General features: G+C 62.1%; 9 protein-coding genes. 4 read left to right on the plus strand and 5 right to left on the minus strand.

What is annotated here, in order from left to right; genetic code table 11:
• Positions 1 to 11: 11 nt before the first annotated feature.
• The 4 genes from purL to AC27VO_RS09810 all read left to right on the plus strand — a co-directional run bounded on the left by purL (position 12) and on the right by AC27VO_RS09810 (position 7,164).
• Positions 12 to 4,022 carry a phosphoribosylformylglycinamidine synthase gene (gene purL / locus AC27VO_RS09795; protein ID WP_488666524.1) on the plus strand — a complete coding sequence of 1,337 codons (4,011 nt, stop codon included), beginning with the start codon at positions 12 to 14 and terminating at the stop codon, positions 4,020 to 4,022.
• A gap of 412 nt (positions 4,023 to 4,434) precedes the next feature.
• Positions 4,435 to 5,304, plus strand: a complete 870-nt coding sequence (locus tag AC27VO_RS09800) for a rhodanese-like domain-containing protein (RefSeq protein WP_488666525.1) — start codon at positions 4,435 to 4,437, stop codon at positions 5,302 to 5,304.
• Positions 5,305 to 5,407: 103 nt separating this feature from the next.
• The gene (locus AC27VO_RS09805; RefSeq protein ID WP_488666526.1) at positions 5,408 to 6,421 is read left to right on the plus strand and encodes a DUF808 domain-containing protein; all 1,014 of its coding nucleotides are present in this window, start codon (positions 5,408 to 5,410) and stop codon (positions 6,419 to 6,421) included.
• Positions 6,422 to 6,576: 155 nt separating this feature from the next.
• Positions 6,577 to 7,164, plus strand: a complete 588-nt coding sequence (locus tag AC27VO_RS09810; RefSeq protein WP_488666527.1) for an OmpW/AlkL family protein — start codon at positions 6,577 to 6,579, stop codon at positions 7,162 to 7,164.
• Between the two features lie 126 nt (positions 7,165 to 7,290).
• On the opposite strand, the gene AC27VO_RS09815 is transcribed toward AC27VO_RS09810, so the two are convergent.
• The 5 genes from AC27VO_RS09815 to AC27VO_RS09835 all read right to left on the minus strand — a co-directional run bounded on the left by AC27VO_RS09815 (position 7,291) and on the right by AC27VO_RS09835 (position 13,760).
• Positions 7,291 to 8,568 (minus strand): O-acetylhomoserine aminocarboxypropyltransferase/cysteine synthase family protein, encoded by a 1,278-nt coding sequence (locus tag AC27VO_RS09815; RefSeq protein ID WP_488666528.1) that lies wholly within the window; start codon positions 8,566 to 8,568, stop codon positions 7,291 to 7,293.
• Between the two features lie 154 nt (positions 8,569 to 8,722).
• On the minus strand, positions 8,723 to 9,466 hold the full coding sequence (locus tag AC27VO_RS09820; protein ID WP_488666529.1) for a 3'-5' exonuclease: 744 nt from the start codon (positions 9,464 to 9,466) through the stop codon (positions 8,723 to 8,725).
• Positions 9,467 to 9,523: 57 nt separating this feature from the next.
• Complete coding sequence (locus tag AC27VO_RS09825) at positions 9,524 to 10,291, minus strand: DUF1266 domain-containing protein (RefSeq protein ID WP_488666530.1); 768 nt, start codon at positions 10,289 to 10,291, stop codon at positions 9,524 to 9,526.
• Positions 10,288 to 11,484, minus strand: coding sequence for a hypothetical protein (locus AC27VO_RS09830; RefSeq protein ID WP_488666531.1), 1,197 nt, complete (start codon positions 11,482 to 11,484; stop codon positions 10,288 to 10,290). Before AC27VO_RS09830 ends, AC27VO_RS09825 begins: the two co-directional genes overlap by 4 nt.
• Positions 11,481 to 13,760 carry a hypothetical protein gene (locus AC27VO_RS09835; RefSeq protein WP_488666532.1) on the minus strand — a complete coding sequence of 760 codons (2,280 nt, stop codon included), beginning with the start codon at positions 13,758 to 13,760 and terminating at the stop codon, positions 11,481 to 11,483. Before AC27VO_RS09835 ends, AC27VO_RS09830 begins: the two co-directional genes overlap by 4 nt.
• Positions 13,761 to 13,804 lie beyond the last annotated feature (44 nt).

The following is a 13,804-nucleotide window of genomic DNA, read 5'->3' on the forward strand; positions in this document are numbered from 1 at the left end:
CAGGCCGCCTCGTGACCTTGCATTTGACTCAGTTGGAGGGTGGAAACGCCCTGAGCTCGTTCCGCGCCCAGCAACTCTTGACCGATCTGGTCGCCATCCATCCAAAGATCACGGGTATCGATGCCCGCTTCATCCATCTGGTTGCCACCGAGGCCGCCCCGACTGCTGAACAAACCCAGCGTCTGGCGGCCTTGTTGACGTATGGGGATCCGTATGTGGGCGCAGGCGACGGCGTGGCGCTGGTGGTCACCCCGCGCATGGGCACGATCTCGCCCTGGGCGTCCAAGGCAACCGACATTGCCCGTAACTGCGGCCTGAACGTGTTCCGTGTGGAGCGCATCACCGAGTACCGCGTGGCCCTGAAGTCCGGCTTGCTGGGCGGCACACCCGAGCTGAGCGCGGAGCAAACCGCACAGATCGCCGCCTTGCTGCACGACCGCATGACCGAATCGGTCTTTGCCACGCGTGCCGAAGCGGAGCAACTGTTCTCCGCCCTGCAAGCGGCGCCCATGGAGTTTGTGGATGTGCTGGGCGGCGGTCGCGCTGCCCTGGAAAAAGCCAACAAGCAATGGGGCCTGGCCCTGGCCGAGGACGAGATTGAATACCTGGTCAACGCTTTCAATGGTTTGAAGCGCAACCCCACCGATGTGGAGTTGATGATGTTTGCGCAGGCCAACTCGGAGCACTGCCGCCACAAGATCTTCAACGCCCAGTTCACGATTGACGGTGTGGCGCAAGACAAGTCGCTGTTCGGCATGATCCGCAACACCGAGGCCGTTTCGCCCCAGCACACGGTGGTGGCGTATTCGGACAACGCCTCCATCATGGAAGGTCATGCGGTGGAGCGATTCACCGCCAAATTCGATGCCAGCCAAGGCACAGCAAGCGCTCCCAGCTATCAAAAGCAGAACGCCACCAACCATGTGCTGATGAAGGTGGAAACGCACAACCACCCGACCGCCATTTCTCCGTTCCCTGGCGCATCGACTGGCGCGGGCGGTGAAATCCGTGACGAAGGTGCTACCGGCCGTGGCTCCAAGCCCAAAGCCGGTCTGACCGGTTTCACGGTTTCCAAGCTGTGGGGTAGTGAAGTGGGCAAGCCCGAGCACATTGCCAGCCCGTTGCAAATCATGATCGAAGGCCCGCTGGGTGGCGCGGCGTTCAACAACGAGTTTGGCCGCCCGAACCTGACCGGTTACTTCCGCGAGTACGAACAGCAAGTGGGTGATATCACCCGCGGCTACCACAAGCCCATCATGCTGGCCGGTGGCCTGGGCGTGATCGATGCCGATCAGACCAAGAAGATCCTGTTCCCCGCTGGTACGCTGCTGATTCAGCTGGGTGGCCCCGGCATGCGCATTGGCATGGGCGGTGGTGCAGCCAGCTCCATGGCATCGGGCACCAACGCGGCGGAGCTGGACTTTGACTCCGTGCAGCGCGGCAACCCTGAGATCGAGCGCCGTGCGCAAGAGGTGATCAACCACTGCTGGCAGCAAGGCGACAAGAACCCCATCTTGGCCATCCACGACGTGGGTGCCGGTGGTCTGTCCAATGCGTTCCCCGAGCTGACCAACGACGCCGGTCGCGGTGCACGCTTTGATCTGCGGGCCGTGAACCTGGAAGAGTCCGGTCTGGCTCCCAAGGAAATCTGGTCCAACGAATCGCAAGAGCGCTATGTGATGGCGATTGCGCCCGAGTCGCTGGCACAGTTCACCGCCTTCTGCGAGCGCGAGCGCTGCCCGTTTGCGGTGATCGGTACGGCCACCGAAGCGCGTGAGTTGATTCTGGAAGACACGGCGGTTGCGTCTGGCGACCAGCAGTTCCCCGTCAACATGCCCATGGACGTGTTGCTGGGCAAGCCGCCCAAAATGACCAAGGACGTGACCACCGCGCAGCGCGCGCTGCCCGCCATGGACTTGAATGGCTTGCCGCTGGAAAAAGCTGTGATCGAAGTGCTGGCCCACCCCACCGTGGCTTCCAAGCGTTTCCTGATCACCATCGGCGACCGTGCCGTGGGTGGTTTGACGCACCGCGACCAGATGGTCGGCCCCTGGCAAGTGCCCGTGGCTGACGTGGCCGTGACGCTGGCCGATTACCAAGGCTTCAAGGGCGAAGCCATGGCCATGGGCGAGCGCACACCGCTGGCAGCCATCAATGCGCCTGCATCGGGCCGTATGGCCGTGGCCGAAGCCATCACCAATATGTTGGCCGCGCCGATTGAGTTGAGCAAGGTGAAGATGTCGGCCAACTGGATGGCTGCATGCGGCGAACCCGGTGAAGACGCAGACCTGTACGCCACGGTGAAGGCTGTGGGCATGGAGCTGTGCCCTGCGCTGAACATCTCGATTCCGGTGGGCAAGGACAGCCTGTCCATGCGCACGCAGTGGACCGAGAACGGTGTGACCAAGAAGGTGACATCGCCTGTGAGCTTGCTGATCACCGGCTTTGCATCGATTGACGATGTGCGCACCACGCTGACACCCCAGTTGAACGCCGAAGTGGAAGATTCTTCGCTGGTGCTGATTGACCTGGGTCGTGGCAAGAACCGCATGGGCGGCTCCATCATTGGTCAGGTGTTGAACCAGTCCGGTAACGAAACCCCCGATCTGGACGACGCCAAGGATTTGATCGCGCTGGTGGATGCCGTGAATGCGCTGCGCGCTGCCGGAAAGATCTTGGCCTACCACGACAAGGGCGACGGCGGCTTGCTGGCCACCGTAGCGGAAATGGCCTTTGCCGGCCATGTGGGCGTGGCACTGAATGTGGACATGCTGATCACCGAAGGTGATGGCATCTCTGACAGCCGTATGGACAGCGGCGAAGGCAAAAACTGGGGCAAGCAGGTGGCGGGCCGTCGCGAAGAGCAGACGCTGCGCGCGCTGTTCAACGAAGAGCTGGGTGTGGTGTTGCAGATCAAGACGGAAGATCGCACCGCCGTGATGGACGTGCTGCGCACACACGGTTTGATCCAGTGCTCGAGCATCATCGGCAAGACCCGCCCCGCATCGTCCCCTGTGGAAGCCGGCAAGGGCGAGCTGCAGGTCTGGCGCGATGCGAACAAGGTGTTTGGCGCCACCTTGAGCGATCTGCACCAGGTGTGGGATGCCGTGAGCTGGAAGATTGCCCAGCAGCGCGACAACCCCGCTTGCGCCGACAGCGAACACGCAGCTGCCGGTGTGCCCAATGACCCGGGCATGCACGTGCACCTGACGTTTGACCCGCAAGAGAACGTGGCGGCACCTTTCATCAACGTGGCGGCCAAGCCCCGCGTGGCCGTGCTGCGCGAGCAGGGCGTGAACTCTCACGTGGAAATGGCCTACGCCTTCACCGAAGCTGGTTTTGAAGCCGTGGACGTGCACATGACCGACCTGCAGTCGGGCCGCGCACAGCTCAAGGACTTTGCCGGTGTGGTGGCCTGCGGTGGTTTCAGCTATGGCGACACCCTGGGTGCCGGCATTGGCTGGGCTCGTTCGATCACGTTCAACGACCGTCTGTCTGAGCAGTTCCAGCAGTTCTTTGGCCGCACCGACACCTTCGGTCTGGGCGTGTGCAACGGCTGCCAGATGTTTGCCGAGCTGGCCGACATCATCCCTGGCGCGCAAGACTGGCCACGCTTTACGCAAAACCAGAGCAACCGTTTTGAAGCGCGCCTCTCCATGGTGGAAGTGCTGGAGTCGCCCAGCCTGTTCCTGCAAGGTATGGCTGGCTCGCGCTTGCCGATCGCTGTGGCGCACGGTGAGGGTTATGCCAACTTCAAGTTCCGTGGCAATGCCGATCAGGCCATTGGCGCCATGCGCTATGTGGACAACTTCGGCCAGGCGACCGAGCAGTACCCGTTCAACCCCAACGGCTCTGCCGGTGGCTTGACGGCAGTAACCACGGCCGACGGCCGCTTCACCGCGATGATGCCGCACCCTGAGCGTGTGTTCCGCAATGTGCAGATGAGCTGGACTTCGGGCGACAAGTCCGAATTCAGTCCATGGCTGCGCGTGTGGCGCAACGCCCGCAAGTGGCTGGGTTGATACCAGGCATCTGCGCTGCGGCGACAAAAAGGCTCTGCATATGGCAGAGCCTTTTTTATTGGAAGCAATTTAAAAAGAGAAGCGAACAGCGCTTGTCATTGCTATGTTTCAGCTGGAAAACACATCGAAGTGAAGGCTGCATGCGCGCAAGCTGCTCCTGAAATGCGATCAGGCAGCGGGTGTGCGCGGCTAGAAACTCAGCCACTCCATCAATTTTCCCAGCCAGCGCAGCAGGGCCAGAATGGCTTCCAGAAAGTTGGTCGGTGGGTGGTCGGAGATCCAGAACATGGTGGCTGCATTGTGCAGCGCCAGCGGCGCGGGCGTGTAGGCAAGCGCCTATGATGTGGTCTTTGCCTGAGAGGCTAGGGCGCATGCGCCGCCGCAGGCAAGTTGTCTACACCACCAGCTATCTATGCCACGCAGCACATTGATTGGGGCGCTCAAGCTCAGCGCCCTGGGCGTCCTCGTTTTGACCTCGGGTTGCACCTACGTCAAAGGTTTGTACGGTGGCAAAACAGCACCCGCCAAGGTCGCTGCTGTTGCCACTGCTCCCGTGCTGTACGCGCCTGAGCGCCACTATGCGGCCGATATCAGCGCCGCCCGCGCCTATGTGGGCACGCAGCTGCCAGCCAGCCAGCGCATGAACTTGCTGGATGTGCGCGATGCCACGGAATACCGTCTGGGCCACCCGGAAGGGGCGCGGCATCTGCCTTATCCACGCGTGTACCAGCAGTGCCAGCCGCACCCCAGCGGTGCGCCGCAGGCGCAAATCCGCTCGGACGACGGCAGCGAGTGCCGTTTTGGTGTGGTGGCTGGCAGCGAAGTGCGCCAGAGTGCGGCCGCGTTCTGGCAGGCCGTGCAGGAAGCGCTGCCCTACAAAGATGCGCCCGTCGCTGTGCTGTGCCGCACGGGCGCCTGTGCCGCCGAGGCTGCCAATTTGATGGCACGCCCCGATCTGTGGGTGGACAAAGGGCAGGCCGGCCAAGGCTACAAAGAGGTCTATGTCATCCGCGAAGGTTTTGTGGGCGAGCCCATCACGGCCGTGGATGCCGCCACAGGCCGCCCGCTGAGTACCGACAAAAAGGGCGAGAAGTTCAAGTCTGCCGCCTCGGGGCAGGCGCTCTACAGCACGGCCCCGGTGGCGCTGGATGTGAACAAGGACGGCAAGATCACGCAAGCGGACTGGAGCGGCTGGCGCAACTTTTTGGGCCTGCCGTATGTGATGAGCATGCAGGCCAATCTGCTCAGCGACGCAGCGCACAGCTACTACGAACAGCCCTGAGCACGCGGCCCGCGCAGAGCGGTGCGGGTTTTGCGGGGCTCTTCCTACACGTTGACAACGCATCTGGTTGGAAGATGCATGCATTCTTTTTGAGGGGAAAACTATGGCCGGTGCGGGACTTTTGATGCTGCTCGATGACATTGCAGCGCTGCTCGATGATGTGGCGCTGATGACCAAGGTGGCCGCGCGCAAATCGGCGGTCATGGTGGACGATGTGGGGGTGATGAGCAAAGTCGCCATGCAGAAAACGGCAGGCGTGCTCGGGGATGACCTGGCACTCAACGCCGAGCAGGTGGCCGGCGTCAAATCCAACCGCGAACTGCCTGTGGTGTGGGCGGTGGCCAAAGGTTCTCTGCTGAATAAAGTGGTGCTGGTGCCCGCGTTTTTGCTGATCAGCGCCTTCATCCCCTGGCTCATCACGCCGCTGTTGATGGTGGGGGGCGCTTTTCTGTGCTTTGAGGGGGTGGAGAAAATCCTGCATTCGCTGCACAAACGCCAGAATCCTCCGGCGCTGCTGCAGGACTTTGAAGCCGCCAAAGCGCAAGGGGTGGCGCAGTCTTCCGTTATTGCTGCCCGTGAAGCGGGCATGGATGCGGCTGCCTACGAAAAGCAAAAAGTCAGCGGCGCTGTGCGCACCGACTTTATTTTGTCTGCAGAAATTCTGGCGATTGCGCTGAGCACGCTGGCCGATGCGCCGTTTGCCAAGCAAGTGATGGTGCTGGTGGTGGTGGCCCTGGCGATCACGGTGTTTGTCTACGGACTGGTGGCCTGCATTGTGCGCATGGACGATGTGGGGCTGTGGCTGATGCGCAAAGACAGCAGCGCCTTGCAGGCGCTGGGCCGTGGTCTGATCGCCTTCAACCCGTGGTTGATGAAAGGCCTGTCCGTGGTGGGCACGGCGGCCATGTTCCTGGTGGGCGGCAGCTTGCTGGTGCACGGAATTGCGCCCTTGCAGGCGTGGGTAGATACCGTATTACTGCCGCAGGGGGGCGCGGTGGCCACACTGCTGCCCCTGGTGGTGCATGTGGTGGTGGGCGCGATCATTGGCGGCGTCATTGTGCTGGCAGTGAGTGCCTGGCAGCGTTTGCGCGGCACCTCATCAACACAGGCACATTGAGGGCTGTGCAACAACTTGTTGCTCAATGCCAACATTTCAGTAAGTACTGAAATGGTTGTGCATGGTGCATTTGACCTAAGGCAAACCCGGAGTCGGGGTGCAGTGATGCAATGCATTCACGGGGGCTGTCCCCGGACTTTGATTCATCACCCATTATGAAAAAGACTCTGTTGGCCGTGGCCGCTCTGTGTGCAATGACTTCCGGTGCTGCTATGGCGCAGCAGCAAGATGGCAACTGGCAAGTGCGCCTGCGCGCTGTGCATTTGGACAGCGATAACGGCGGTGCTGCTGGCAAGGCTGGCGTGAGCGTCAATGACAAAGTGATTCCTGAGCTGGATATCAGCTACTACTTCACTCCGAACTTGGCTGCTGAACTGATTTTGACTTATCCACAAAAACACGACGTCAAGCTCAATGGCGCCAAGATTGGTTCTTTGAAGCACCTGCCACCCACATTGCTGGCGCAGTACCACTTCACCAATTTCGGCGCTTTCAAGCCTTACGTGGGCGCAGGTATCAACTACACACGTTTCTCTAGCGTGGATTTGCCCGCTGGTTTGGATGTAAAAAAGAATAGCTGGGGCGGTGCTCTGCAAGTGGGCTTTGACTACGCGCTGGACAAGAACTGGTCGCTGAACTTCGACATTAAGAAGGTCTATATCGACACCACCATCAACAGCGGTATTGGTAAATTCAAGGTTGACCCTCTGCTGGTTGGTGTGGGCGTTGGCTACCGCTTCTAAGCGCTGGCTCTCCTCCAAGGGAATTGAAAACCGCTGCCTAGGCAGCGGTTTTTTTCGTCTAGCCGTTCAGCGTTTTGACGTCGGCCCACTGCACAGGATGGGGCCGACGTCAGTGCCCACAGTGGTTTAGACCTGATCCAGGGCCTGGTTCAGATCGGCCAGCAGATCGTCAATGTGCTCAATGCCGACCGACAGGCGCACCATGCCTTCGGTCACGCCGGCCTTGGCCAGCTCGGCCGCATCGAGTTGGCGGTGGGTGGTCGAAGCCGGGTGGGTGGCCAGCGACTTGGCATCGCCAATGTTCACCAGGCGCGTGAACAGCTGCAGCGCATCCAGAAAGCGCGCACCGGCGGCGCGGCCGTCATCGCCCTTGAGGCTGAACGACAGAATGCCCGAGGCACGGCCTTGCGATTGCTTTTGCACGATGGCGTGGTCGGGGTGGTCTTTCAGGCCGGCGTAACGCACCCATTCCACCTTGGGGTGGTTTTGCAGAGTCTCGGCAATCTTTTGCGTGTTCTCGCAGATGCGGTCCATGCGCAAGGCCAAGGTCTCAATGCCTTGCAGGATCTGGAAAGCGTTCTGTGGCGAGATGGCCGCGCCCATATTGCGCAGCGGCACCACGCGGGCACGGCCGATGAAGGCTGCTGGGCCCAGGGCTTCGGTGTAAACCACGCCGTGATAGCTCACATCGGGCTCATTCAGGCGCTTGAAGCGGGCTTTGTGCTCGGCCCAAGGGAACTTGCCGCTGTCCACGATGGCGCCGCCCACGCTGGTGCCGTGCCCGCCCAGGTACTTGGTTAGCGAATGCACCACGATGTCGGCCCCAAACTCGAAGGGGCGCAGCAAATAGGGCGATGGCACGGTGTTGTCCACGATCAGCGGCACGCCATGGGCGTGGGCCACATCGGCCAGCGCGCGGATGTCGGTCACATTGCCCAGCGGGTTGCCGATGGACTCGATGAACACCGCCTTGGTCTTGGCATCAATCAGCTTGCCAAAGCTGGCAGGGTCGCGCGGGTCGGCAAAGCGCACTTCAATGCCTTGCTGCGGAAAGGTGTGGGCAAACAGGTTGTAGGTGCCGCCGTAGAGCGTGCTGGCGGAAACGATGTTGTCGCCCGCTTCGGCCAAGGTCTGGATGGCCGCAGTGATAGCGGCCATGCCCGAGGCCACGGCCAGTGCTGCAATGCCGCCTTCCAGCGCTGCCACGCGCTTTTCCAGCACGTCGGTGGTGGGGTTCATGATGCGGGTGTAGATATTGCCCGGCACCTTCAAATCAAACAGATCGGCGCCATGCTGGGCGCTGTCGAACGCATAGGCCACCGTCTGGTAGATGGGTACGGCCACTGCCTTGGTGGTGGGGTCGGGGCTGTAGCCCGCGTGAACGGCCAATGTTTCTAAGCGCATTTTTTGTCTCCGAAGGTTGGTGTGTAAACCAGCCATTGTGGAAAAGAAAAACTGCGCTGCCAACGATGCAAATGCTATGTGCTTATGCCTTGTGATCGAGGACAAGAAATCCTGAATCCATAGCTACAAGCACTTGCTGCGCAATGGGTGTTGGTCAATTTAACGGTTTTTTGGGTGCCTGGAACAAAGCCGCGCGTGGTGGGTGCGAAGGGCGTGGTGCGTGGGCTGCCTCGTGCGTGCGGGGTGGCTGGGCTGCACGGGGTGGGCGCTGAGGTTGGACTGCAGGCGCCTCAGCTTGCTGGGCCTCCCAGGCAGGCAGGGCCGCGTAGACCATGGCGGGGCCGTGCGCATCATTGGCGGCATAGCGGATTTGCGCGGGACTCAGTGTGGGCAGTGACCAGTTGCTGGTGGACTGCTTTTTGGACTTGTGAAAGTTCTGCCCCAGCACCAGGGCTATGGCGGCGCGCACGCCGGTGGAAGCCCCATAGCCGTAGCGCTTGAACACCCGGTCCAGATCCACAATGTGGGCCAGCTCCACGCCCAGTCGCTTGGGCAGGCTGGACTTGTCATTGTCCAGGCCAAAACCGACCTTGCAGATGCCTGCGTGACTGATGATTTCACGTGCCAGCGCCAGGGCCTGTGGGTGGTGCAGCTGCAGCAGCCAGGCCGCCTGGGGGGTCGCCAGTTGCACCACATGCGGGCCGGTATCTATCTGGTGAATGTGAAACAACGGCTTGCTCTCGGTGTCAAACCCCAGCGCTGATTGCGCCAGCAACTGCGTGCGTGCTTGCGCAAAGTCGGCGGCAGTGACGGGCACGTGGATGGCGCTATCCGGCAGGGCTGCATAGTCGGGCAGCAGCTGGCTTTCTTCTTTGGGGGGGGGCTTCAGGCGTGGCATGCGGCCGTATTGTCGCAGGCCTTATCGAGCTTGCAGAACGGCTGCATGTTGGGCACGTCACGCCTGCGGGCTTGTGGCGCTCGGCGCCACCGAGGTGGGGCAGGGTGGCCAGGCCAATGCATGCCAGGGGTGGGTGGCGCTTTGAACCCATTGCGCCACGTCGGCCGGGCTGAAGTCCACACCTAGAATGTCGGAGCGCCCATGCGCCAGCCACTGCTGGCGGCCTTGGGCATAGGCATGCCCATATTCCAGCCAACTGCCAAAACAGTCACGGGCACGGCGTGCGTTGAGCAGCAGCACCTCTTGCTGTAAATCCTGCGGTAGCCAGCCCATCATGTGGGCGCAACGCACAAAAAACGCGACCCGGGCACAAGCCAATGCCATGGCTGCGCGTGCCTCGTCTTGCGGATGCGGGGTCTGCAGATCCAGTTGAAACCAGCGCTGGCGTAGCTGCTGCGGAAACTGGCGGTGAATCTGTGCCTCTTCCAAATCCGTGCGCAGCCCCAGATGGTGCAACAGCATGGGGCGCAGCTGCTTGGCCAGATCATCATCAGGTGGCAGCAGCTCGGCATCGGCCACCCCCCCCAGCACGCAGTGAAAGGCCATGGGGTGGCACAGGGCCAGCGCGCTATTCAGCGCGTCATTGCCCGTCTGGTAATGGCTGACGTGGCCTTCGCGGCGCATGCGCTGGGCGCGCTGCAGGGCTTTGCGCAGCAGCCAGGCCAGCAGCAAGCCGACTGTGCCCAGGCCTAGCCAGCCGGCCAGGTGAAAGCCCAGCCAAGCCAGGCCCAGCAAGAGCAGCAGTGGGGGCAGCAGCAGCTTCATGGGTGCACTCCCGATGCAGTTGTGGGGCTGCCGGGCCGCTGCCGCGCCAGCGACAGTGTGGCCTGCACGGCATCGGTCAGTGGCTGCTTGTCCAGGGCTTTGAGCGCCTGTCCCTCATTGCGGGCCAGTGCCATCCACTGCGCCAGGGGCTGCAAGGACGGCAGTTGGTGCAGAAACTGCGGGTACTGCTGCATCAGCCACAGCTGCTCACTTTCGCTGTGCAGTGCCGCGACGGTCTTCCACGGCGTGGGTTGCGCACCCAGATCCAGCAAATGGTCGGGCAGGCGCACCAGCCCCATGGCAATCGCATCGTTGGGCAGCTGTGCGTCCAAAGGTAGGTGGTTGAGCAGCTGCAGCACATCAGGCAGGTAGCGTGCAATCGGAGGGCGGTTTTGTTTGCCCTTGATTTGTTCGATCTGCAGCAGACCGCTGGGCTGCACGAAGGCATTGAGGGTGATGCGTGGCTGGCCTTGGCCGGTGCGAAAGCTGAACAAGCGCATCTGTCCCTTGTGGCAGGCGTTGGCGTAACGCTCGCCATAGCCACCACGCAGGCGCTGACGGTCTGCAAATTGCCCCACACAGTGGCCCATCTCCTGGCTCTCAAAAGCCATTTCGGTGCGCAGCTGGGGGCTGTCAGGGCGAAACTCCACAAATACCCCGTTGGGGGTGCGCAGTACCGCCTGGACGGCATCGGGCTGGTGATCGATCTGGCCTGTGGCTTTGCGTTTTTCAAAGGCCAGGTGTTCCAGGGTCCAGCGGGCCAAGGCCTGGGGGGCATTGATACGCTGGAGCTTGCCTTCTAGCGAGGTGCCGGTGCGGCTGCCCAAAAACTCCAGCAATCGCTCTTCCAGCTGCAGCACGTGGCGACTGTCTGGGTCAACCCACCACAGCGCAGCCGGGCCAGGGGTATCGGGTGGCAGCATGGGCAATCGCTGCAATGCCCAGGCAGGGCTGTGCGTACCCATTTGCGCGCGCAAATCTTCCTGGCTGTGCAGAGGCTGCACCGCCGGGGGCGGTGCCTGCACATTGCCCACCACATGGCGGTAGAAGTGATTGCTCAGCCAGGCCGCAACGTCCACCCTGTCTGCGCGGGCTGCGCTGCGTGCCTGGATGCGGGCTTTGATGTGCGGCGCATTGGCCACATCGCGCGGGCTGTAGCCCAGCAAGCCTGGTGCCGTGGTCTGGGGGGTCACCACAGCTTCCACCAAGGTTTGCGGGTGGTGGCTTCGGCCAGCGCCTCCTGGCAGCGTTGCAGATCTTTGGGGGCATTCTCCGCTTCAAAGCTGCTGTCGGTGCTGGCAGCCAGTTCCACGGCTGTCTGCAGCAGCGGCAGGGCTTCGGCGTGCTGGCCGCAGTCCATCAGCACGCGTCCTAAACGCCGCTGCAGCACGATAAGGCGCAGGGGGCGCACTTCTTGCACCAAGGCGGGCAGGCGGGGGGCCACCAGTGCAGCGTGGCCGGTGGCAAAAAAGTCCAGCATGATCAGCAGGCATTCCAGGTACTGGTGCCGCTCCTCGGCATCGTCTTCATCGGCCTCTTCTTGCCACCACAGCTCCAGGCGCTCCAGCCAGATGCTGATCTCTGCCGAGCGATCCAGGTGGAACAGGGCCTCGGCCACCCAGTTGAAATACAGGTAGGGGTTGTGGCGGCCATAGCCATGCTCACGGGCAAAGTGCCACAAGCTCTCGGCAGTGCGTGCAATGCCGACGTAGTCGTCGGGCATGATGGAGCACCACAGCAGGCCATGCAGATGTTCGGCAAACGGACTGCTGGCCAGGCCGCGCTGGTGCAGATCGGCAGCACGTGCATAGTCTTCGTTGTGGCGCAGCTTGATCGCTAGGTTGTTGCACAGCATCGAATAAATGTGGATGTCGGCGTCCTTGAAGCCGCCTTGCCCGGTTTGCCAGAACTGCTCGAAATGGACCAGGCCCTGCTCGTAGTAGTGCTGCACCAATGCTTGGCGCAGTGCATGGGCGGGCAGGTTCTTCTTGCCGCCCATATAGGGCTTCATGTCGTCGTCATCGTCCAGCGCGACGGCCAGCCCATAGCTCCAGTGCCCCGAAGGCGCGGCAGGAATCGGCATCTGCAGTGCCGCCTCGCCGTGAATGTGAAAGCGGGTGGCCCAGAGCATGAGGACCACTTCAGAGTTGCACAGCTGGGGGTGCTGTGCGCAGGCTTGCTCGAGCAGCGGCAGGGCCTTGTCCCACTGTTTGCGGCTGCGTGCCAGCTCCAGGCCTTTCATCAACATCACGATGCCGTCATCGGGCGATTCGGCCTGCACCATCGCCAGATAGTGCTGCGCGGGATGGGGCGGGGCAGGTACGCGTTCGCGGCATTCGCGGTCCATGCAGCACCAGGCCAGAATCCGGGCCCAGGTGGCGCGGTGCGACGTGTCACGTTCTATGCATTCTTGGGCCACTTTCCAGCCCACTTGCAAGCTGGCAGGGCGGCTGTGGAAGACGCTTTCCAGGGCAATGGGGGCCAGCTCATCGAGCAGGTCCTGGGCATACAGCCACTCCATCCAGGTGGCGACAAAGTCATCCCCTTCATAGCCTGACAGCTCATAGCGCCCCAGACGCCCCCAAGCAATGGCTTGATCGAGCTGGCCCAACTGGGCGCAGGCCAGGGCCTGCAGCCGCGCGGTATAGATGGCGCGGTGCTGCCGGACGGCGGGGCTGGGTGCTGTCGCCTCGGTGCGCTGCACATGGGTTTGGCTGGTGCTGGCCCAATGTGCCACGCTGGCCGGGCACACGGGCAGCAGCATGTCGCCCAGCTGTGCCCAGGTGTCGAAGTCCGGGTGTGCATCATCTTGCTGCAGCTGGGCCATCTGCGCGATGGCTGCATGGGCATGGCTCAGAGCCGCCGCATCATCTGCGCGGACCTGAGCCAGGCGGGTTTTGTCCAGCCAAGGTTGGACCCGGTCGGTAAAGCTTTGCGCATCGTGGGTGAGCAAGGGTGCCAGCCAGTCGATGGCCTGCTCGGCCAGGGTGTGGGCCTCGCACGACTGTGCCAGCGACAACCAGTGTGGGTACAGCGGCGCGAGTGTTTCTGCATCCAGCTGGCGCATGGGGGGCAGGGCATCGGCCAAGGCCTGCTGGGCAGCGGTGGCATCTTCGCTCAGCAGACTTTGCGCGCGGTGCAGGGCAATGCTGGCTTGGGCATGCCACAGCGCGGTGCCTTGCAAGCTGTGGGTGACCGTGTCGCTGTGCTGCGCCAAGGTCTGAACCGCCATGGCGGGTTGATCGGCATACATCCAGGCGCTGTGCAACTGCACCAGCTCGGAAAGGGTTTGGGGGGCAAATTGCTGCTGGCTGAGCAGTTCAGCCAGCGCGTGTTCGCGGTCTGTGTGGCTGATGCGGGCGCTGCGGTGTTCGCTGAACAGTTGTTCGAGAGATTGGTCCAGGAAGGAGAGCAACGCTTCGCCCTGCAAAGGGGCGGAGGCCGCATGGTGGTGGGCAGTTGGAGGCATGCAGTCGCAAGGAAGGTAAGAGCAGTCTTTGCAAATTGAGAGCA

This window comes from Comamonas sp. 14P8.1.4 (assembly GCF_057799285.1).

What these genes read in the sequence shown, in the direction of transcription:
- AC27VO_RS09800 (WP_488666525.1), top strand. Translation starts at nt 4,435, where the DNA reads ATGCCACGCAGCACATTGATTGGGGCGCTCAAGCTCAGCGCCCTGGGC.
- AC27VO_RS09805 (WP_488666526.1), top strand. Translation starts at nt 5,408, where the DNA reads ATGGCCGGTGCGGGACTTTTGATGCTGCTCGATGACATTGCAGCGCTG.
- AC27VO_RS09810 (WP_488666527.1), top strand. Translation starts at nt 6,577, where the DNA reads ATGAAAAAGACTCTGTTGGCCGTGGCCGCTCTGTGTGCAATGACTTCC.
- AC27VO_RS09815 (WP_488666528.1), bottom strand. Translation starts at nt 8,568, where the DNA reads ATGCGCTTAGAAACATTGGCCGTTCACGCGGGCTACAGCCCCGACCCC.
- AC27VO_RS09820 (WP_488666529.1), bottom strand. Translation starts at nt 9,466, where the DNA reads ATGCCACGCCTGAAGCCCCCCCCCAAAGAAGAAAGCCAGCTGCTGCCC.
- AC27VO_RS09825 (WP_488666530.1), bottom strand. Translation starts at nt 10,291, where the DNA reads ATGAAGCTGCTGCTGCCCCCACTGCTGCTCTTGCTGGGCCTGGCTTGG.
- AC27VO_RS09835 (WP_488666532.1), bottom strand. Translation starts at nt 13,760, where the DNA reads ATGCCTCCAACTGCCCACCACCATGCGGCCTCCGCCCCTTTGCAGGGC.